This is a genomic window from Tissierella sp. QWL-11 (genome assembly GCF_058683765.1).
Map to the genome: position 1 here is coordinate 2,375,730 of NZ_CM178750.1, position 20,547 is coordinate 2,396,276.

The 20,547-nt window shown below is 30.2% G+C and carries 19 protein-coding genes, 1 riboswitch and 1 other annotated feature; of the genes, 7 read left to right on the plus strand and 12 right to left on the minus strand.

From position 1 onward, the window contains the following. Positions 1–18 precede the first annotated feature (18 nt). Entirely contained in the window at positions 19–1,698 is a 1,680-nt protein-coding gene (locus AC4PG3_RS11840; protein WP_492196830.1) for a DUF2207 family protein, read from the plus strand. Between the two features lie 42 nt (positions 1,699–1,740). Here AC4PG3_RS11840 and AC4PG3_RS11845 read toward each other — a convergent pair whose 3' ends face one another. The 3 genes from AC4PG3_RS11845 to AC4PG3_RS11855 form a co-directional block, all read right to left on the minus strand. Beyond that, on the minus strand, positions 1,741–3,846 hold the full coding sequence (locus AC4PG3_RS11845; RefSeq protein WP_492196831.1) for a stalk domain-containing protein: 2,106 nt from the start codon (positions 3,844–3,846) through the stop codon (positions 1,741–1,743). Positions 3,847–3,919: 73 nt separating this feature from the next. Further along, a complete protein-coding gene (locus AC4PG3_RS11850) occupies positions 3,920–4,963 on the minus strand; it encodes an AI-2E family transporter (protein ID WP_492196832.1) in 1,044 nt (347 codons plus the stop codon). A 59-nt stretch (positions 4,964–5,022) separates the two neighbouring features. Continuing rightward, positions 5,023–5,232 (minus strand): thioredoxin family protein, encoded by a 210-nt coding sequence (locus AC4PG3_RS11855; protein WP_492196833.1) that lies wholly within the window; start codon positions 5,230–5,232, stop codon positions 5,023–5,025. A 334-nt stretch (positions 5,233–5,566) separates the two neighbouring features. Between AC4PG3_RS11855 and AC4PG3_RS11860 the strand changes: the two genes are divergently transcribed. Together AC4PG3_RS11860 and AC4PG3_RS11865 are read left to right on the plus strand one after the other, a co-directional pair. Then, a complete protein-coding gene (locus tag AC4PG3_RS11860) occupies positions 5,567–6,358 on the plus strand; it encodes a J domain-containing protein (protein WP_492196834.1) in 792 nt (263 codons plus the stop codon). Positions 6,359–6,368: 10 nt separating this feature from the next. Then, the gene (locus AC4PG3_RS11865; RefSeq protein ID WP_492196835.1) at positions 6,369–6,761 is read left to right on the plus strand and encodes a hypothetical protein; all 393 of its coding nucleotides are present in this window, start codon (positions 6,369–6,371) and stop codon (positions 6,759–6,761) included. Positions 6,762–6,775: 14 nt separating this feature from the next. On the opposite strand, the gene AC4PG3_RS11870 is transcribed toward AC4PG3_RS11865, so the two are convergent. The 5 genes from AC4PG3_RS11870 to AC4PG3_RS11890 all read right to left on the minus strand — a co-directional run bounded on the left by AC4PG3_RS11870 (position 6,776) and on the right by AC4PG3_RS11890 (position 10,686). After that, the gene (locus AC4PG3_RS11870) at positions 6,776–6,982 is read right to left on the minus strand and encodes a hypothetical protein (RefSeq protein ID WP_492196836.1); all 207 of its coding nucleotides are present in this window, start codon (positions 6,980–6,982) and stop codon (positions 6,776–6,778) included. Between the two features lie 12 nt (positions 6,983–6,994). Next, entirely contained in the window at positions 6,995–7,996 is a 1,002-nt protein-coding gene (locus AC4PG3_RS11875) for an ABC transporter permease (protein WP_492196837.1), read from the minus strand. A gap of 12 nt (positions 7,997–8,008) precedes the next feature. Beyond that, the gene (locus tag AC4PG3_RS11880) at positions 8,009–9,115 is read right to left on the minus strand and encodes an ABC transporter permease (RefSeq protein WP_492196838.1); all 1,107 of its coding nucleotides are present in this window, start codon (positions 9,113–9,115) and stop codon (positions 8,009–8,011) included. Position 9,116: 1 nt separating this feature from the next. Continuing rightward, positions 9,117–9,971 carry an ABC transporter ATP-binding protein gene (locus AC4PG3_RS11885; RefSeq protein ID WP_492196839.1) on the minus strand — a complete coding sequence of 285 codons (855 nt, stop codon included), beginning with the start codon at positions 9,969–9,971 and terminating at the stop codon, positions 9,117–9,119. Between the two features lie 79 nt (positions 9,972–10,050). Beyond that, positions 10,051–10,686, minus strand: a complete 636-nt coding sequence (locus tag AC4PG3_RS11890; protein WP_492196840.1) for a TetR/AcrR family transcriptional regulator — start codon at positions 10,684–10,686, stop codon at positions 10,051–10,053. 134 nt (positions 10,687–10,820) lie between these two features. Further along, a riboswitch (Lysine riboswitch) is annotated at positions 10,821–11,002 on the plus strand. Between the two features lie 86 nt (positions 11,003–11,088). Between AC4PG3_RS11890 and AC4PG3_RS11895 the strand changes: the two genes are divergently transcribed. The 4 genes from AC4PG3_RS11895 to feoB all read left to right on the plus strand — a co-directional run bounded on the left by AC4PG3_RS11895 (position 11,089) and on the right by feoB (position 16,592). Continuing rightward, positions 11,089–12,459, plus strand: coding sequence for an APC family permease (locus AC4PG3_RS11895; RefSeq protein WP_492196841.1), 1,371 nt, complete (start codon positions 11,089–11,091; stop codon positions 12,457–12,459). 20 nt (positions 12,460–12,479) lie between these two features. Next, positions 12,480–14,078, plus strand: a complete 1,599-nt coding sequence (locus AC4PG3_RS11900; RefSeq protein ID WP_492196842.1) for an amidohydrolase — start codon at positions 12,480–12,482, stop codon at positions 14,076–14,078. A gap of 111 nt (positions 14,079–14,189) precedes the next feature. Then, positions 14,190–14,432 (plus strand): FeoA family protein, encoded by a 243-nt coding sequence (locus AC4PG3_RS11905; protein WP_492196843.1) that lies wholly within the window; start codon positions 14,190–14,192, stop codon positions 14,430–14,432. 15 nt (positions 14,433–14,447) lie between these two features. Next, positions 14,448–16,592 carry a ferrous iron transport protein B gene (feoB, locus tag AC4PG3_RS11910; RefSeq protein WP_492196844.1) on the plus strand — a complete coding sequence of 715 codons (2,145 nt, stop codon included), beginning with the start codon at positions 14,448–14,450 and terminating at the stop codon, positions 16,590–16,592. On the opposite strand, the gene AC4PG3_RS11915 is transcribed toward feoB, so the two are convergent. The 4 genes from AC4PG3_RS11915 to AC4PG3_RS11930 form a co-directional block, all read right to left on the minus strand. Next, positions 16,589–17,314: an amino acid ABC transporter ATP-binding protein gene (locus AC4PG3_RS11915; protein ID WP_492198233.1), complete on the minus strand. Its 726-nt coding sequence runs from the start codon at positions 17,312–17,314 to the stop codon at positions 16,589–16,591. The two genes, feoB and AC4PG3_RS11915, sit on opposite strands and share 4 nt — an antisense overlap. Before the next feature lie 7 nt (positions 17,315–17,321). After that, positions 17,322–17,984 carry an amino acid ABC transporter permease gene (locus tag AC4PG3_RS11920; protein WP_492196845.1) on the minus strand — a complete coding sequence of 221 codons (663 nt, stop codon included), beginning with the start codon at positions 17,982–17,984 and terminating at the stop codon, positions 17,322–17,324. 11 nt (positions 17,985–17,995) lie between these two features. Further along, a complete protein-coding gene (locus AC4PG3_RS11925) occupies positions 17,996–18,862 on the minus strand; it encodes a substrate-binding periplasmic protein (protein ID WP_492196846.1) in 867 nt (288 codons plus the stop codon). 66 nt (positions 18,863–18,928) lie between these two features. Continuing rightward, positions 18,929–19,171, minus strand: a binding site (T-box leader). A 70-nt stretch (positions 19,172–19,241) separates the two neighbouring features. Continuing rightward, entirely contained in the window at positions 19,242–20,441 is a 1,200-nt protein-coding gene (locus tag AC4PG3_RS11930) for a hypothetical protein (protein WP_492196847.1), read from the minus strand. Positions 20,442–20,547 lie beyond the last annotated feature (106 nt).

Consider the following 20,547-nt stretch of genomic DNA (forward strand, 5'->3'; position numbering starts at 1 on the left):
ATGCAAAGAGGTGATTATATGTTTAAGAAAAAATCTAGAATTTGGATTTTCCCATTAATTCTAATCTTATTGGTGGTTTTAAGTAGTATGTCATTTGCTGCACCCCATGAATTAGAAAAGTTAAATATAAATGTATTTATAAATGAAGATGGAAATGCTACAATCACAGAAAATAGAGTATCCTATCTCTCAGAGGGTACAGAAAACTATATAGTCATAGAAAATCTAGGTGATTCAGAGATTATAGACTTTAAGGTTGAAAAATCTGGGATAGTCTATGAATATATAGATGATTGGAATATAGATGCTAGTAGAGAAGAGAAAGCCTTTAAAAATGGGATTATAGAAACAAAAAATGGATATGAACTAGCTTGGGGTATAGGAGAGTATGGTCCACAGGAAGTTACACTAGAATACACTGTTACAAATTTCATAAAAAACTTCCAAGAAACCCAAGGAATGTTTTGGGAATTTGTAAATGATGGGACAAATATTCCACCTCAAGATGTAAGTCTTATAATAGAAAGCGAAAAAAGCTTTAATGATAATACTTCAAATATATGGGCCTTTGGATATGAAGGAGTTATAGAATTTAGTGAAGAAAAGATAGTGGCACAAAGTTCTAAATCATTTGAACCATCAAACTATCTTACAGTTTTGGTAGAATTTGAAGAACCTTTATTTAACAGCAACTCCTATGTAGATATTCCCTTTGAAGAAGTTAAAGAGAGAGCTTTTGATGGAAGTGACTATGGGGAAGAAGATGGTGGAGGATTTTTTAAATTCTTAGGTTATATTTTGCCAATTTTAATTTCAATATTCTTTGTATTTATGATCCCTTTTATTAAAGAAGTAAATAATAACTCTATAAATAGAAATATTAAGCTAAAGAGAAAGTTTAAAGAAGAATACTATAGAGATTATCCCTATGAAGGAAACTTTGAAGATTCATTTTATCTTTTAAATAGAATGGGAGTTACAAGTCCAGAGATGTTAATTACAGCTTTTATTTTAAAATGGATAAATCAGGGATGGATTGATATTAGAAAAGAAGAAGTTGGATTCTTATTTAAAAAGGAAGAAACTGCTTTTAAATTTATAAAAAAAGATGTAGATGAAAACTCTGTTGAAGGTAGTCTATATACTATGATGAAAAAAGCAGCAGGAGCTAATGAAATCCTTGAAAATAATGAATTTAGTAAATGGTCAAAGAAACATTACCAAGAATTTGAAAGCTGGGAAAAAACAGCCTATGAAAATTCCAAAGAAAAGATGAAATCCTTAGGATATTTTGAATTAAAACCTGAAAAGTTTTTATTTATAACTACAAACAAACTAGAGCTTACTAAAAAGGGGCAACAATTAGAAGATAATGTCTATAAATTTATAAATTATCTCCATGATTTTTCAATTTTAGGGGAAAGAGAAGCTATAAATGTAAAGCTTTGGGATAATTTAATGATTTGGGCAGGATTGCTTGGCTTAACTGAAGTGGTAAATAAGGAGTTCAAAAAACTATACCCTGAATATGAGACAGAAAGTAATTATAGAGGAAATGGTGTATACACAGCTTATATCTTTGCAAATAGTGCTACTAGAGCTTATACTTCAGCTGGAACTAGCGGTAGTGGTGGGTTTAGTAGTATAGGAGGAGGCGGCGGTTCATTCGGTGGAGGTAGCGGCGGTGGAACTAGATAAAAAAATTAGACTTTCAATTGAAAGTCTAATTTTTTTATATTATTATATCCCCACTTTATCTAATTCTCTTAGATCATATCTATCTATAATATCCATTAACTTTAAAGGATACTTACTGTCCGTTGCATACCCTGCTCTTCTTATAGCCCAAGCACCCTTAGTGCTATCATACATTACATCTCTAAATATAGAATATCTTTCACCTTCTAAAAGAAATGATTTATGGTCCTTCCAGCTATCCTCCATATTTTTATAAGCTCTGAATTCTGCATCTATACGATAGGTTGTCCCATTATATTCTTCCCAAGTATTTGAAATCACTGCTCCCGCGTCTGCTCTACCCTTTATTCCAAATAAATTGTTTGAAAGTTTTCCAGTATATTTATCTGTAGGCACACTTTGTCCCCAGCCTGTCTCTAATATAGCCTGTGCAGTTTGAAGAGCTGCTGACATATTAGTATCTCTATAAGACTCTTTTGCTAGATTTGATGCAAAATTTAAGAACTTATCCTTTTCAATAATAGGAGTAGGTCCATAAAGTTCTCCTAAATATATTTTAACAGGAATATCTTCACTTTTAATTATCTTTCCATTATACATAGCTATGGCTCTAAATATTCTTTCACCTTCGTCTTTAACTGTAGGTATAAATTTAAATTTAGAATTATAGTCTTCTAACGTTTTAAGGCTATTTTTCTTCCCAGTTTTAGGATCCTCCAAAATATATTCTACACTATCTAATTTCACATTGCTAAAACTAGATATTTCTAAATCTGAAGTTATGACTTGTTTTGGTCCTATTCCACTTACTATAATCTGAGGCTTCCCTTCTAAATAAACACTAACTGGCTCACTGTCATGACTTTTTCCTTTTGTATCTTTAACTCTTACTAAAAGTTCTTTGTTTCCTTTATATTCTTCTCCAGGAAACCAAGTATAATTGCCATATCCTTGAGTACTCAATATCTCTTCTCTACCAGTTCTTGTATCTTTTAAAATAAATTGAGTTTCACTTACGTGGAAATTTCTAGAAGCACCTAAACTAATAGGTCCATCAATAGTCATGTTTGACTCAACTCCAGTTAGCCTCAATCTATGAGGTGGATATACTTTTGCCTTTATAGCTTTGCTTTCATAGGCTTTTTCGTTTTCATCATAAGCTATTAGTTTAAATTCATATTCTCCTTTATCATGTACCATAGGAGACCATGTATATGAACCATAAGGATCTTGAGCTTCTGACAATACTACTTCATCTGTAAAGATATTTTTTATTTCATATTTTACATACATAGGAGAAAAATTCATCTCTGGTTTTAAACTTATTGATTTATCTAAAACCTCTCCTTCTTTGATGCCTTCTAAGCTAAGTTTAGGCTTTGGATCCACTTTTATTCCTAGAGCATCTCCTGCAATAAAATCTCCATTTTCATCATACAAAGCTGCTACTAGGACTTTTTCTCCACTATCTTCTATCTTAGGAGAGTAAGCATATTCTCCTGTTAGCAATTCTCCTCGAGCTATTATAAAGCCCTTTGCACTAACTGGGTCTAAAAGAAGATATTTTATCTCCTTAGCTTCTTTTTCTAAATCTCCTATAACTACTTGTAGTGGAATTTCTCCTTCTACAACTTGTCCAGAAACTGGAGTCACAAATTCCATATCAAATGCCTTTTCAATATCTGATGATTTTTTAGAATCTACATATATATTTCTATTTTCTTCATCCCAAGTAATTCCTATATTAAGAGCATTACTTACTAATCTCAATGGTACATAGGTACTTTCCTCTATGATTATAGGAGCAGTATCACTTAATCCATAAGTTTTTTTATCTTCACCGTAGGATATAAGTCTACTATCTATCTTCAAACTAATAAAACTATTATCTTTCTTGATTTTCACAATCCTATTTTCTCCATCCCAAGATACCTCACCACCAAGTTGCTCTGTAATGGCTCTAATTGGAACTAAGGACCTACCTTCTTTTATCACTGGATTGGCACTTTTAGTGATATTTTCTCCATCTACTATTAATTCTATAGGTTTTGCAGCTAAAGCATCTTGAATATATATCCCTACAAATGTAAATGCAAGTAAAAAAACTGTTAAAATCCCTAATTTTATAGATTTTTTCTTTGCCTTCATGTATCTATCTCCTCCCTATTATGTCCATTATATACTCTATTTTATTTAAAATAAAGTAGTTAAAGATTACAAATTATACTTCTTCCTTATTTATATTATATAGAGTTCTAAAAATAGTTACAGTTACTAAGAATAAAGGAGTTCCTATAAAGGCACCTATAATTCCAAATAAACTTATGCTCACAATTACTATAATAATTACAGCTAGTGGATGTAACTTTAATTTACTTCCCATAATATTAGGTGTAATTAAATTTCCCTCTAATTGCTGTACTACTAAAGCCGTTATTCCTATTTTTACAACTAATCCAAAGTCCATAGTAAGTGCTATTAGTATAGCAGGAAGTATTCCTAGAATTGGACCTATAAAAGGTATCACTGAAGTTATAAGAGAAAACACTCCCATAAGTAAAGCATTTGGCATTCCTATAATTATATATCCAATGAACATTAAAACCCCTATAACAAAAGCAACTAAAAGCTGTCCGTTTATATATGTGGAGAGTATATCATCAATTCTTTTAAACATTGACCTTATCTCAAATTTATGTTTATTAGGTATCTTTTCAAAAAGTTTCTCTTTAAACTCTTTATCATCTTTTAAAAGATAAAACACTATGAAGGGTACCAAGATAAGTTGGGTTACAATATTACCTACACTAGAAAATATTCCTATTGCATTTGAACCAATACTGGTTACAAAGCTATTTATATTATTACTTATCCTATCGAATATATTTAAATCAGGAAGTATCTCCTGTAACTTGCCATTTAAATACTCTCTATAATCTAGTAATTTATCTTTGTTTTTTATAAAAGCATCTTCAAATTGAGTTTTTACTACTTCTCCTCCATTTATAACTACAATAGTTAAAACGGCCAAAACTAATAATATGGCAAGTAGGGATGCTATTCCATGATTTTTCACAAGGTTTAAAAGCAATTTTTTTAAAGGTCTCAAGGCATAGTATAAAAATCCACCTATGATAATAGGAATTATAAGCATTCCTATTACTTCAAGTATTGGATTTATAATAGGTTGTATTTTCATAAATAAAAATATTATTGTAAGTATGATTAAAATTCGAATAAGAATTTTAGTTTCTTTTATGTTCAAAATATGCACCTCTTTAGACTTAATTTCACTTATACTGATTATACCCTTATTTAAGAAATCTAATTTGAAACCTGTTCCAAAATTTTCTCTATCCTATTAAAATCTATAAATCTTGCTTCTCTTAAGATTTCTTTTTCTTCATGGATTATTAGAATAGTAGGCATTACAAAGGCTAAAAATTGTCCAGCAATCTCCAATTGAGAATCAACATCAATTTTTACAAGTTTTATATCATAATCATTTACTACTTTTTTTAACTGTGGAAACACAGATGTACATATACTTCATTTATCTGTCCCCAAATATATCATAATAGCTTTTTCGTTTTTAATTAATTCGCTTAATTCTTCATATGAATCTATGTCTTTTATAATATGCATAAATTTCCTCCTATATAAATGATGTGTCATAATATTCTTCTAATATACCTTAATTATAACATAATTAATCAAATATTTTTTATTTATTAAAGCTAATACTATGAATAAATTTCTCATTACATTTATTGCATTTTTAATTTTACCTTTATACTAATAAGCTTTAATGATATAATGGATTTTATAACAAAATTTAAAATTAATAGTTTATTAGAGGAGTTAAAAAATGAATATATTTAATATAGGTTTTGGTAAATTTTTATTAGGCCTTTCCAAATCCATTTCATGGATTTTTGATGGGCTTATAATTGTAACCGAGACAATTATAAGTTTAATTGCAAATATCGCAAGAGGTTTTATTGCACTTTTAGGTATGGGAGGTTGTCTTCTTTTATTCCTACTTAGTGGTCCCCTGGGTCTGTTTATTTTATTAAATCCAGTTGTAATACTTACAGTACTATTTTTTATAATAGTTCCAATTTTAGGTACTAAATTTATATCTTATTTAAAGTACTTGAGATACTCACTTACCCAATATCTAAATGACCGAGCTGAATACTTTATATCAGGTAAAAAAGACTTTAAATCCTTCTATGAATATGGAAATAAATATAGAAAGATGGAAGAAGAAAAATGGAGAAAAGAACAGGAACGAAGAAGAGCTGAACAACAAAGACAATGGGAAGAAAGGTTTAGGCAATGGTCTGAATACCAAAATTCTCAAAGAGGTTCTGGTTATGGCGGATATTATACAGGTGGAAATGCTGGGTATGGGAATAATACCTATGTAAATCCTACAACAGAGTTCAAAGAAAAATATGAAAAGAGTTGCGACTTATTAGAAATCCCCTATAATACAGATAAATATGAAGTAAAACTTGCCTATAGAAAAAAGGCAAAGCAATACCATCCAGATATAAATAAGTCTCCAGATGCAACTCAGATGTTTCAAAAGATAAATGATGCATATGAATTTTTAAGTGATGGAAATATTGAAAGATATAAGAAGATGAATTAGGAGAGATTAGATGAATTGGTTAAGAAAATTTATGATAGGGCGTTATGGAGTAGATCAGCTTTCAATAGCTTTAATAGTTATATCCTTTGTATTTACAATTCTCTTTAGATTTTTTCCAAGTAGAATTCTAAGTACATTATATATACTAGTACCCTTTATTGCTTATTATAGAATATTATCTAAAAATACCTATAAGAGATATGGTGAAAATCAAAAGTTTCTAAAATATTGGAAGCCAATAGAAAACAAAATAAAATCTTTTATAAATAGATTCAAAAATAGAAAAGACTATAGATATTTCAAATGTAAAAACTGTAAACAAAGAATAAGAGTACCAAGAGGTAAAGGCAAAATAAAAATAATATGTCCTAAATGCAAAGAGACAATGATTAAGAATTCTTAATCATTGTCTCTTTACTATTTAGTCATCAACCATATTCCCAGTCCTATAAAGATTATAGCCCAAATATAAAAAAATATAACAGTTCCCTTTTCTCCGAACATTTTTTTAAAGAAATTAATCTTCCCCATGTTCCAAATTTTATCTGGCTTTTTAAAAGCAATATAGATAACACAAGCTGCATAGATCATTGCTAAAATTCCAAGTAGAGCCATACCATTCATCTAAATTCCTCCTTACTCTAAACCTTTTCTTATTTTAGGAGCCAATAAAATATAAACTACACTACTTAATGCTAATACAAAGAAAGAATACATAATTACTTCTCCCCAAGTTCCTGTTTGAGACAATACTATATCATTTCCCTTATATGCCCAATAAAATGGATTCCAATAAAAGAATTTTTGCCATTTATCTCCCAACATTTCAATAGATAAAGTTCCTGCAATTAAAGGTATAAATAGTAGCTTTATACTTCCAGCTGCATTCATTATGTCATCATTTGTAAGTCCTTGAATAAATCCTATTAATATACTCAATATACTTGATACTAATATAATTAAAATAATTTGAAATAGGTTTATATCTCCAAAACCTGTAATATATATAAGTGCAAGTGAGCCAAATACTGCAAGTAATATACCCATCACACTTTTTCCAGCTATATATGCTTTTCTACTGGTAGGAGTTAAGTTTATTGCACTTATAGTATTATCCACCTTTTCTTCAACTATATTTAAAGCTATAAGCATTCCACCTAGTATTGATATAAAAAGTATGGCAGTGTTTACCAATGTTTTTTTGAGTGGAGGTACAGTTCTTCCATATTCTATTATCTCTGCATTTGTATCTTCAATATCTATATCAAGTTCATAAAAGCTATTTAATAGTTTTGCATATTCTATTACTCCTTCAGGTTCATTTCCTTGAGTTAATATATAGTATTTTCCATCATCAGGGAGTATTCCTATTATATTGTCTCTCTTTTCCACTCTCTTTTTTATTTCATCTTTATTTGAAAATAACTCTATATTTGCAAATTGTTCAAAGTAATCAATTTGTCCTTTATTTTCGTCTTTTAAAAGTGCTAAATTTACTGTAGTATCATTTATGCCTGGTGCAAATACATTGATTAGAACTGCAAATATAATTGGAACAACTATTATATATAATGATAAAAAATCCTTTGTATTTACTTTTAAATCTCTTAAAAATATAGTCCATATTCTCTTAAACATATCTATCCCCCCTTATGCAAGTGTCTTTTTATATCTAATATTTGAGATTAAGAAAAGTATTAATCCCACAAATAGAAAACCTACAGATATTGTTAAAATATATATTGAATCTTGATTTCCAAGTAGTATACTTTTAAATCCTTCTAACATAGGAGCTGTAGGAATCATACTAACCCACTTTGGATTCCAACTTGGGATAAAATATGCTATATTTGGAATAATCATAATCATCATAAAAGCATAGATTGCTCCAAAGGCCTGAATAAGGTTTTTATAAAAACTCGCTATTAAAAGTCCTAATGATGAAGAAAAGAATCCTGTAGTTAAAAGCAATAATAAAAGCAGGGGATAATTTGGTTTTAAGCCCATTATAGGTATTAACACAATAAAACTAGATAATATACTTGTGGTTAGTATTACAAGTACCTTACTCATAAGATATTGCCATACAGGTGAAGGTGTAAGTGCATATGCCTTTATAACTCCTTCTTGCCTATCTAAAAATATATATGCTGCTATTATAAATAGTCCCATAAGACTTCCATTAAAAACCAATACAGATGGAATTATATTTTCTCTATCACTTAAAAATTTATAATCTGTAGATAAGGCTCTTACATCTTGGCTATCCATAGTTTTTTCTACTACTTCATCTGGTGCTACATGTAAAATCCTAACAAGATCTTTAAGTTTCTTTGTCTCATAGCCCTGTAGATAGTATTCGTACTGAAAATTATAATTTTCATCCATCTTTACTATTGCAGCTACTTCTCTTTTTTCATCTGCCATATACTCAATATCTTCTCTACTATTTAACAGGTATCCCTTTCTATCCTCTGTTTCATATAAAGTGACATGTTTTTCTACTCCATCTATTTCAATCTTTACTTCTTCTCCTTTTTTATCTAAGTCTTTTTCAAGTAAATTTTCTAAATAAATTTCTTTTACCTCTTCTGGTAAGTCTAAAAATATATATTCACTAGATTTACTTTCAAAATTATCAGGTACTACAAATAAAAATATAACCAATATTAAAACTGCCATAAATATTTCAATATAAAAGTAAAATCCTCTAGATGCAATTTTTAATTCTTTAATAAAGCTAGATAGGAGTTTCATACTATATAAGCCCCCTTCCAGTAACCTTTATAAATATTTCTTCTAAAGTAGCCTCTTTGGTATGCATAGTCTGTATATCATACTTGTCGATTATTTCTTGAAGAGATTTTTTTTCTTCCTTTAACACAGTTGAAAAAGTTTTATTTAAAATTTCTCCTTCCTTTATATATTCTACTTCTACTAATTTATCTCCATATTGTAATTTTAAGTTTTTAGGTGAATCTATTAACTTTATTTCTCCATCAACTATAAATGCTACTCTATCGCATAGTTCATCTGCTATAAACATATTGTGAGTAGTTAAAAATACAGTTACACCCTCCTCATTTTTTTCCTTTATTATCTTTTTTATATCTGCGGCAATTGTAGGATCAAGACCTGTAGTAGGTTCATCTAAAAACCACAATTCTGGATTATTTATCATAGATCTTGCAAAAGTCAATCTATGCTTCATACCTTTTGAAAATTCACCTGCTTTTATATTTTCTTTGCCTTCTAATCCTACAAGTTTTAAAAGTTCCTGAGGCTCTCTTGTATCTACATCAAATAACTTTCTATAGAAATCTAAATTTTCCTTAGCTGTAAGTTTACTATACACATTTGACTGTTCAAAACTCATTCCAATTTTGTTAAACATTTGTTTTGAAATCTCTTTGATATTATATCCAGCAACCCATGCCTCTCCTTTTTGAAGCTGTAATAGTCCTGTTAAAATATTTTGAGTAGTTGATTTACCTGCTCCAGATGGGCCTAAAAATCCAAATATCTCTCCCTTTTCTACTTCAAAGCTTACGTCTTTAACTTGATATTTTTCGTCCCTATTATAAGAATGATATAGATTTTTTACTTTTATCATAAAAACACCCCTTTACTTGAAAATAAATTTATATCTATAAAAATATCAAAACAATAACTTTCTTATTCTTTATAAAAACTTATTCTTTATAAAAAGACTTCTTCAAAAAGTCTATATATTCATAAATTTCTTTTTCAGTAGATTTATAATTAAATTCCCCATTAGATGAAATAATACTATTTCGTTTTTCTTCACTATATTTCTCTAAAGTCCACCTTATAATATTTACTGCTTTCTCTGTGTCTATATCATCTTTTAAAACTGAAAAATCAATATTATAGGTATAAATATCCATATATACCTTTGGGTTAAAATCTTCGCTTATCTTCATCATATCTTCTAAAGACTTGTCTTTAAAAGCGTTTATTGAGAAGTCCAATAAATATGGATACTCATTAAAAATTTTCAATTTAATCATAGATATTTCTTTTATCCTTAAAAATATATCTCTTTGATTCCAGTCTAGTTCCTTATTAATCCTTTCCATAATAATCTCAATAGTGAATTTTTGTAAATATTTATAGAGATTTTCCTTTGTTTGAAAATAATGATACAGTAACCCCTTTGACACCCTAGCATTTTCTACAATTATATTTGTAGATGCCTTTTCATATTCATTTTTTGAAAATTCTTCCAAAGCACTATTTATTATTCTATTTAATTTTTCCTCATCAGCATTGTTTATTAGTTCTCCTATTTTTCTCACCTCTATCATTTTGACTATCTAAGTCAATTTTATTGTATCACTAATAGACCAATGTAGTCAATAATTTAATCTTAAATTTATTTGACAAATATATATTATTGTGCTATTATATTGAAAATTCATAAAAATCCTCATCCTCTTTTGGGTGAGGTAGAGGCGCGATAATTAAAAGTAATCATATGGAGACCGGAAATCTTTGAAATATGACAAAAGGAATTACCGCCGAAGCAGTAGATACCAAAATCTATTGCTGGGACTAGATTTAATAGGTCTAGAACTGTCATCATAATTTCTGATCCATTTATGATGTTGAGCTATCTCACTATGATCAAAAAGGAGGATAGGTGTATACTTTTGTATTGAAAACATCTAATTCTATTAGATGTTTATTTTATTTTAAGGAGGATTTTAATGGCTAATAATAATGATACATTAAATGAAAGTTTGAACTCTGAGTTTAAAAAAGAAATTAGTCTTTTTGGTGGAGTAAGTATTTTAGGTGGAATAATGATAGGTTCCGGAATATTTTATTTAGGATCCTATGTTTTAATCAGAGCAGGCATGAGTCTTGGATTAGCTCTTTTATGTTGGGTTCTTGGAGGTGTTATCTCCTTACTTGGAGGAATTTGCTATGCTGAACTAGGTGCAGCAGACCCAAGTGCTGGAGGTCTTACTGTTTACTTAAATAAAGCATATTCTCCCATAGTTGGATTTCTTGCAGGATTTAATAGTTGGCTAATAGGAGGCCCTGGTTCTATTGCAGCTTTAGCTATTGCACTGCCTACTGCCTTAACTGCTGTCATACCTATGGGTGAATGGACTGTAAAACTATTTGCCATAGCTTTAATAATTATGCTTACAACAGTAAACTACTTTGGAGTAAAATCAGCATCTAAACTACAAAATATATCAATGATTGCAAAATTAATTCCAATCGGCATTATAATGGTTCTTGGTCTTATCTTTGGAGATGTTTCTCCCGATTTAAGCTTAACCCCTAAAACTGGTGATGTAAGTTTTGGATCTATAATTAGTATGGTTGCCTTTGCTGTAGTTGCAAGTTTATGGGCATATGAAGGATGGACTAATCTAAATACTGTAGCTGAAGAAGTAAAAAACCCTAAGAAAAATTTACCTTTAGCAATTGTCATTTCAATAGTATCTATTACAATTCTATATACATTATTTAATTATTCAATCTATAAAGTGTTACCCTTTAGTGAAATTGAAAGTTTAATAGCAAATGATCAATTCTATTTAGGAACACATGTAGCTGAAAAATTAATGGGGAGCACTGGAGGCATTTTGGTTACATTAGGTATGGTTATATCAATGTTTGGAGCTTTAAATGGTTGTATATTAGCTTTTCCTAGAATGTACTATGCAATGAGTGAAGAAGGTCATTTCTTTGAAAGTTTTAAAAAATTGCATCCAAAATACAAAGTACCTTATGCTCCATTAATTGCTCAAGCTGTTATATCCATTGCCCTTGTGCTTTTAAGAAACCTTAGTCAATTGACTTCACTTGTAGTATTTTCAGGTATGATTTTTAATACTTTAGGTGTATATGCAGTTATGATTTATAGAAGAAAATTTCCAAAGGCTGAAAGACCATATAAGGTAATAGGATATCCTGTCACTGTTATTTTGACAACTATTCTATTTATAGGTCTTATGGCAAATACATTTATTGAAGACCCTCAAACCTCTATAATAGGATTGACTGTACCAGCTATTGGAGTTTTAGTATATATGTACTTTGATAAAAAAATTAAAGCTTAAATCTACGAGGAGATGATTTTTTGAGAACAATTTTAAAAAACGGAAAAATTTATATTGAAAAAGGTAATTTTCAACAGGCAATTTTAATAGAAAATGGAACTATAAAAGACTTTGGCTGTGATGAAGATATTTGTAAAAATAAAGCAGACAATATAATAGATCTTGAAGGAAAAACTGTACTACCTGGTTTAAATGATAGTCACCTTCATATGACAATGATAGGCGAAGCTATGAATTCTTGTGAATTAGGTGGTGCAAAATCTATAGATGATATTATAAGACTTGGCAAAGAGTTTTTAGAGAAAAATCCTGATATCAAAGTTCTAAGTGGTAGAGGCTGGAATCAAGACTATTTTAAAGATGGAGAAAAGCGCCTTTTAAATAGATTTGATTTAGATAAAATATCTACTGAAATCCCAATTGTATTTAGTAGGGTTTGCGTACATGTAGCAACTGGAAATACAAGAGCCTTAGAAATGCTTGGCATCAATAAAGACACTAGAGTAGATGGAGGAACAATAGAAATTGGTCCTGACGGAAATCCAAATGGCATATTTAATGAAAATGCAGTAGGACTATTGGATTCTATAAGAGAAAGCCAAACTAAAGATCAAATACAAAACAATTTCCTTAAGGCTTGTAACTATGCCTTAAGTGTTGGTATTACTTCGGTTCAGTCTTGCGATGTTTTAAGAAGTAATTTTGATAAGGCCTTTAGTGCAATTCATGATATCTATAACTCAGGTAAAACAAAATTAAGATATAGTCATCAATTTAATTTCCAAGATATAGAAGACTTTAGAGATTATCTAGATGGAGAATTCAAAACAGGAAAATATGATGAGAAATTTTTATCTAAGGGTTCACTAAAATTATTTAAGGATGGTTCCCTAGGTGCAAGAACTTCATTTATGTTAGAAGACTATAGAGATGAACCTGGTACCCGTGGAGTAGAAGCTTTAAGCGACACTGAACTTGAGCGTCTATGTAATCTGGCAACAGAAAATAATATTCAAGTTGTAACCCATGCAATTGGCGATGGAGCTGTAGAAAGTGTAATAAATGCCTACGAAAAAACTATGAACGATGGAAAGAATCCACTTCGTCATGGAATTGTCCACTGTCAGATAACAAGTAAGGAGCAATTAGATAGAATAGCTAAATTAAATATCCCTGTAATGTATCAACCTATTTTCTTAGACTATGATAGTAAAATAGTGGAGTCTCGTGTAGGAGCCGATTTAGCAAGTACTTCTTACGCCTTTAATACACTTTATCAGTTAAACTCTCCTATCAGTATGGGGACAGATTCTCCAGTAGAAAACTGTAATCCCTTTCCAAATATCTACTGCGCTGTTACCAGAAAAGATTTAGATGGAAACCCTAAAAATGGATTCTATCCAGAGGAAAGAATGAATGTAGAAGATGTAATAGACGCTTATACCTACGGAAGTGCATACAATGAATTTAAAGAAGACTTCAAAGGAAAATTAAAACCTAATTATGTAGCTGATTTAATTGTATTAGACCGTGATATATTCTCTATCGATTCAGATGAAATAAAGGATATAAAAGTTTTAAAGACAATGATAGATGGAGAATTTGTATACGAAAGATAATTTTTTCGGAACCACTTATATAAGTGGTTCTTTTTTTGTAACAAGAGAAGTACTGTTGAATATCTTAATTATTAAGTAATATTTAAAAATATTATAATTAGGAGAATTCATATGAATAAAAATTTAATTTTATTACATGAGCTACCAATAGGTAGTGTTGGAAGAGTTAAAAAACTTAATTCAGATGGAATTTCAAGAAGAAGAATGTTGGACTTGGGAATTATAGAAAATACTAATATAAAGCTTTTAAGAAAAAGTCCCTGTGGAGACCCTATTGCCTATGAGATAAGAGGAACTGTAATTGCCTTTAGATTAGAAGAGTCATCTAAAATAATTGTTGAAAGAATCGAATAGAATAGGAGGGATAATATGGGACTAAATAAAGCTTCTACAGGACTTTCTGTCATAAATGATATGTTTAAAATAAAATTAGAATCAGAAGAAGATATAGTTGTAGCTCTTGCAGGAAATCCAAATACAGGAAAAAGCACAGTTTTTAATAACCTGACAGGTTTAAAGCAACATACTGGAAATTGGCCTGGCAAGACTGTTAGTAATGCCCAAGGGAAATATAATTATAAGGATGAAAAATATATTTTAGTTGATCTCCCTGGTACTTATTCTCTATTATCAAATTCTTTGGAAGAAGAAATTGCTAGAGATTTCATATGTTTTGGGAAGCCAGATGTAACAGTAGTTGTAACAGATGCCACTTCCCTTGAGCGAAATTTAAATTTAGCACTTCAAATTATGGAAATCACAGAAAAAGTAATAGTATGTGTCAATCTAATGGATGAAGCTAAAAAGAAGAAAATCCATATAGATTTAAAAAAACTTGAAAATATCTTAGGCATTCCAGTAGTTAGTACTACTGCCAGAAATGGAGATGGTTTAGATAAATTAAAAGAAAAGATAAGGGAAGTATCTAAATCTAAAATTAATCTTAATCCTAAACAAATTAATTATGATAAAGATATTGAAAATGCAATAGAGGCAATTTCTAAACCAGTGGAAAATTTACTACATAATAAATTAAATACTAGATGGACTTCTATCAGACTTTTAGAAAAAGATAATTTGATTATAAAATCTATTAAAGAATATATTCATTTTGATCTATCTAAGGATAAACCTTTAAATAACCAATTAATAGAATCTAGAAAGGCTCTCTTAGAAAAGGATTTAGGACTAGTAGATTTAAAAGATCTAATTGTATCAAGTATAGTTAAAACTGCTGAAAGCATTTCAAAGGAAGTTGTAATATTTGAAGATAAATCTCATAATCTTATAGATGAAAAAATTGATGATATTCTCACCTCCAGACTATTCGGAATTCCAATTATGATAGCTTTATTAGGCTTAATATTTTGGATTACTATTGAAGGAGCTAATGTCCCCTCTAATTTATTAGCTAATGGATTATTTTTTATTGAAGATAAATTAAGTGCGTTTTTTCTCTCTATAGGCGGACCTATTTTTCTACATGATATTCTTGTCCTTGGAATTTATCGTACCTTAGCCTGGGTTGTATCAGTGATGCTTCCACCAATGGCCATATTTTTCCCTTTGTTTACTATTTTAGAGGATTTAGGATATCTACCTAGAGTTGCTTTTAATTTAGATTATTATTTTAAAAAAGCTTGTACCCATGGCAAGCAAGCACTTACAATGTGTATGGGATTTGGATGTAATGCAGCGGGGATTATTTCTTGTAGAATAATAGACTCTCCTAGGGAAAGACTTATAGCTATTATTACCAATAATTTTGTACCTTGCAACGGAAGATTTCCTATATTAATAGCTATGGCTAGTATATTTATTGGAAATAGTGGAATTTTTGGATCCTTCATAGCTAGTCTATCCGTTTTATTTTCCATTATATTTGGAGTCATAATCACTCTTTTTATATCAAAAATTTTATCAAATACAATCTTAAAAGGTCTTCCATCTTCTTTTATTTTGGAATTACCTCCATATAGAAGACCGCAAATTGGTAAAGTTTTAGTTCATTCAATCTTTGATAGAACCCTATTTGTATTGGGTCGTGCAGTAGCAGTTGCTGCTCCTGCTGGATTTATTATATGGATAATGGCCAATATAATGATAAATGATATAAGTCTACTCACTCACTTCGCAACATTTCTAGATCCTTTTGGTAAAATTATAGGATTAGATGGATATATATTGATGGCATTTATCTTAGGATTGCCTGCAAATGAAATAGTGATTCCCATACTTATTATGAGCTATATGTCAAAAGGAGCTATGCTAGAATTATCTAGTTTACATGAAATGAAACAATTATTTATAGATAATGGTTGGACCCTTTTAACTGCAATTTGTACCATGATTTTCACCTTAAATCATTGGCCATGTGGAACAACACTTTGGACAATAAAAAAAGAAACCGGAAGTTTAAAATGGACCTTTATTTCATTTATAGTCCCTACACTTACGGGAATTATCCTGTGTTTCATAGTAGCTCAAGGTGCAAGGATACTAGGACTAGTTTAATATAATACTTTACTTAAAAATTCAATTGTACGGGAATTCTTTGGATTATCAAATATCTCCCTAGGTGTTCCCTTTTCTTGTATAATCCCTTGGTCCATAAATAATACTCTACTACTAACTTGTTTAGCAAATCCCATCTCATGGGTAACAATTACTATGGTCATTGAAGATTTAGCTAAATCTTTAATGACCTCTAGTACTTCTTTTACCATCTCTGGATCAAGAGCACTTGTAGGTTCATCAAACAACATTACATCTGGATTCATGGCAAGGGCCCTTACTATTGCAAGTCTTTGCTTTTGCCCACCTGAAAGTTTAGTAGGGTATTCATCTTTTTTATCCAGTAGACCTACTCTTTCTAAAAGTTTTAAGGCTTCTTCTCTAGCCTCAACTCTAGGTGTTTTTTTCTCTAATATTGGAGCTAGTGTTATATTTTCTAAAACACTTAGATGTGGAAATACATTAAAAGATTGGAATACCATACCTATGTTTTGACGATATTTATCCACATTTATCCCTCTATCCGATATATCTATTCCCTTAAAAATTATCTTTCCACTTGTAGGTTTTTCTAATAAATTTAAACATCTTAAAAATGTACTCTTACCACTACCCGATGGTCCTATTATAGATACTACTTCACCTTGATTTATACTTTCATTTATATTTTTAAGTACATTTATTTCATCAAAGGATTTATATAGATTTTTTACTTGAAACAATGGTTTATTAGTCATTTACTTGCAATCTCCTTTCAAATATATCAAGACCTTTAGTTAAAACTGTAGTAAGTACAAGATATATAATCCCTACAATTATAAGGGATGGAACAGCTAAGAAAGTTGCTGATTGTACAGTTTTATAAGATGTCATAAGCTCTCCTACAAAAAACACTGATGCAAGGGAAGTTTGTTTTATCATTGTGATATACTCATTTCCCAAGGCTGGCAGTATATTTTTTATAGCTTGAGGTAGAATTATTCGTTTCATTGTATTTATATTACTAAGACCTAAGCTCTTAGCTGCTTCTATTTGTCCTTTATCCACTGCTTGTATTCCAGCTCTTATAATTTCAGCTACATAAGCACTGGCATTTACCACAAGTGCAATTAGGATACAAAGAGTATCACTAATCTCAAAAGGTATAATCTTAGGTAATATCAACCAAAAGAAATATAATTGCAGTAGAATAGGTGTACCTCTCAACACCCCTATATAAGTTCCAGTTATAAAGTCTAAAATTTTCACTTTAGATAACTTTATAACTCCAATAAACGTTCCAATTATAGTAGCTATAAATACTGTAATTGCTGCTAAGTATAAAGTCCCTACTAATCCATTTAAATATACATATCCATATTTTGCCCATAGATTGATAACTGTCTTAAACATATATACCCTCCTTAAAGACCTAATTTTTTAGCATACTCTGCATATTCTTCCTGCCATTTATTAAATAGTCCCTGATTTGTAATATCATCTATTATTTCATTTATTTTTTTTGTTAACTCTTCTTCTCCCTTTGGAATTCCTATTCTGGTTCCAGCTATGGATTCATCCTCTATAAATTTAAATCCATCCACAACCATTATGTCCCTATTTGGGTTTGCTTCAATATAAAGTTTTGCTGTAGAAATATTAGTTGCACATACATCTGCTTTTCCCTCTTGTACCATCAAAAATCCATCTGTAGTAGAAGAAACTCTTTTAAATTCTTTATACTTTGGAATTTGAGTATTTATAAACATCTCTTGTAGTGATCCACTTTGACCTACTATTGTCTTATCAGCCATATCTTCTATCTTTTTTATATTGTCTTTATCTTCTTTTCTTATAAGTAATCCATGACCATCTCCACCTTTAGAAAAATGATATCCTTTAGACATATTCATAGCTTCAGCTCTAGCTGGAGTATAGGATAAAGCTGAGATAGCTAAGTCATACTTGTTTTCTGTAATACTACTTAAAACTGCAGAAAATTCCAAGGGAATTATACGAAGCTCTACATCAAGTTCTTTTGCTATGTATTTAGCTAGTTCTATGTCACTTCCCACATATTGCTCATATCCTTGTTTTGTAGGGTCTATAAATTCATTTGGCGGAAAATAAGGCTCTGTAGCAACTTCAATATACCCTCTATTTACTATATCCTCCAGACGATTTTCTGATTTCTTAGCTCCTGATGTACTTTCTTTACTACATCCACTTATAAAACTTACCATTAAAACAAGTGTCAAAATAATTGTTATTAATTTTGTATATTTTTTCATTTAAATCCTACCTTTCCTATTATAATTTTTACTAAATAAAAAATCCCGCCTCTAGTATAAAATATACTAGAGGACGGGATGATTAATCACGTGGTTCCACCTCTTTTTAATGATGTCTCACGACATCAAACTCATCAGGTACTAACATACCTTTGCACTATAACGGGTGCGAGTATCCGAAATTGACTACTTAAACCTTCGCCAATTTGCTCAAAGATGTGTTCAATATATAGTATCTATGCATTTTCACCAGATATGCACTCTCTAAAAGATATTTTTATATCTACTATTTCTTATCATTGCTTTAGTATATTAATTTGATTTCTTATTACTTTACCATAGTATCATAGTATTGTAAAGCATTATTTTTTTATTATTATTAAAGGAAGTTGATAAATATACCAGCAATTATAACTGATGCTATGGTAACTGTTGCAAATCCTCCAACTAGCATCTTAGGTAGCATATTATCCATTAAATAGTCATACTCATCTTTAGTTTCTGCAAGTGCTTTTGATGCTTCATCTGGCAATATATATGTTGGTGGGAATCCATAAAGAGCTGTAAGTGCAATTGCAAATGACATCTCCTTTGTATATCCAAAAGCCTTTCCAAGTAACATAGATAAAATTGCCATACCAGCAACACCTAAAACTACTATTCCGACCATTGGAACTGCCATTTCAGCAATCATTTCTGGAGTAGCTCTAGCAAGACCTGCAAATACAAATGCCATAAGAGCTGTTAGGAAGAATCCAAAAGATCCAGATAGATTTAATGGCTTTCTATCTACAAAACCTAATTCAGCTGCTATAACTCCAAATAACAAGCATAGTACCCACTGAGATATTACTCCATTTGTAGCAGCTGCTGCTGCATAAGCCGCCCATGCAACTATACCTAGTTTTAAAAATATCACATAAGTGGTATTATATTTTTCTGGTACCTGAGGAAAGATTCTAAATTTGCTCTTTTCTTCTGTTTTTTCATCTGAAGTTCCCTCTCTATTAGCCAACCAATCTTTTGCATCTCCATCCCTATAACCGTTTAATAATCTCTTGCCTTCTTTTTTCAGCATTAATGCAGTAAGAGGATATCCTGCAAATCCTTGTATTACATACATAAGTATGGCTAAAACTGATAAATCTGTAAGTCCTTTTGCAGCCGCTGCATCAGACATCATTAAGGCTGCAACTATACCTCCTGTCAATGGTGGAGTCGCTATTACAACTGATTCCCATCCAAATAGTGCTCTACCTATTGTCAGTGTAGCTAAAATTACACCGCCGATACCAATAACAGCTATAGCTATAGTTTTCCATTCACCTACTAATTCTTTAATGCTCATCATAGTACCCATATGAGTTATCAATAATAGCATACTCAATACAGTTACATTTCCACCCAGTCCAGATAGTTCCACGATATTGTCTGGGAAAAAGGTCCAAAAACCAAATAAAAATAATAGCGCTGCTACAAATACCGATGGAATAAATGCTTTTGTTTTAGCAGAGATAATATCTCCAATTGATAGTACTCCTAATACCACAACAAATGCAGCAATAAGACTCATTTCCATATAAACGCCTCCTTTTTTATATTTGCATATTTTATAATTTTCAAATATATTATCACACTTTAAAGTGATTATCAAGGTTTTTTACTTTAATCTGATAAATTTTTAT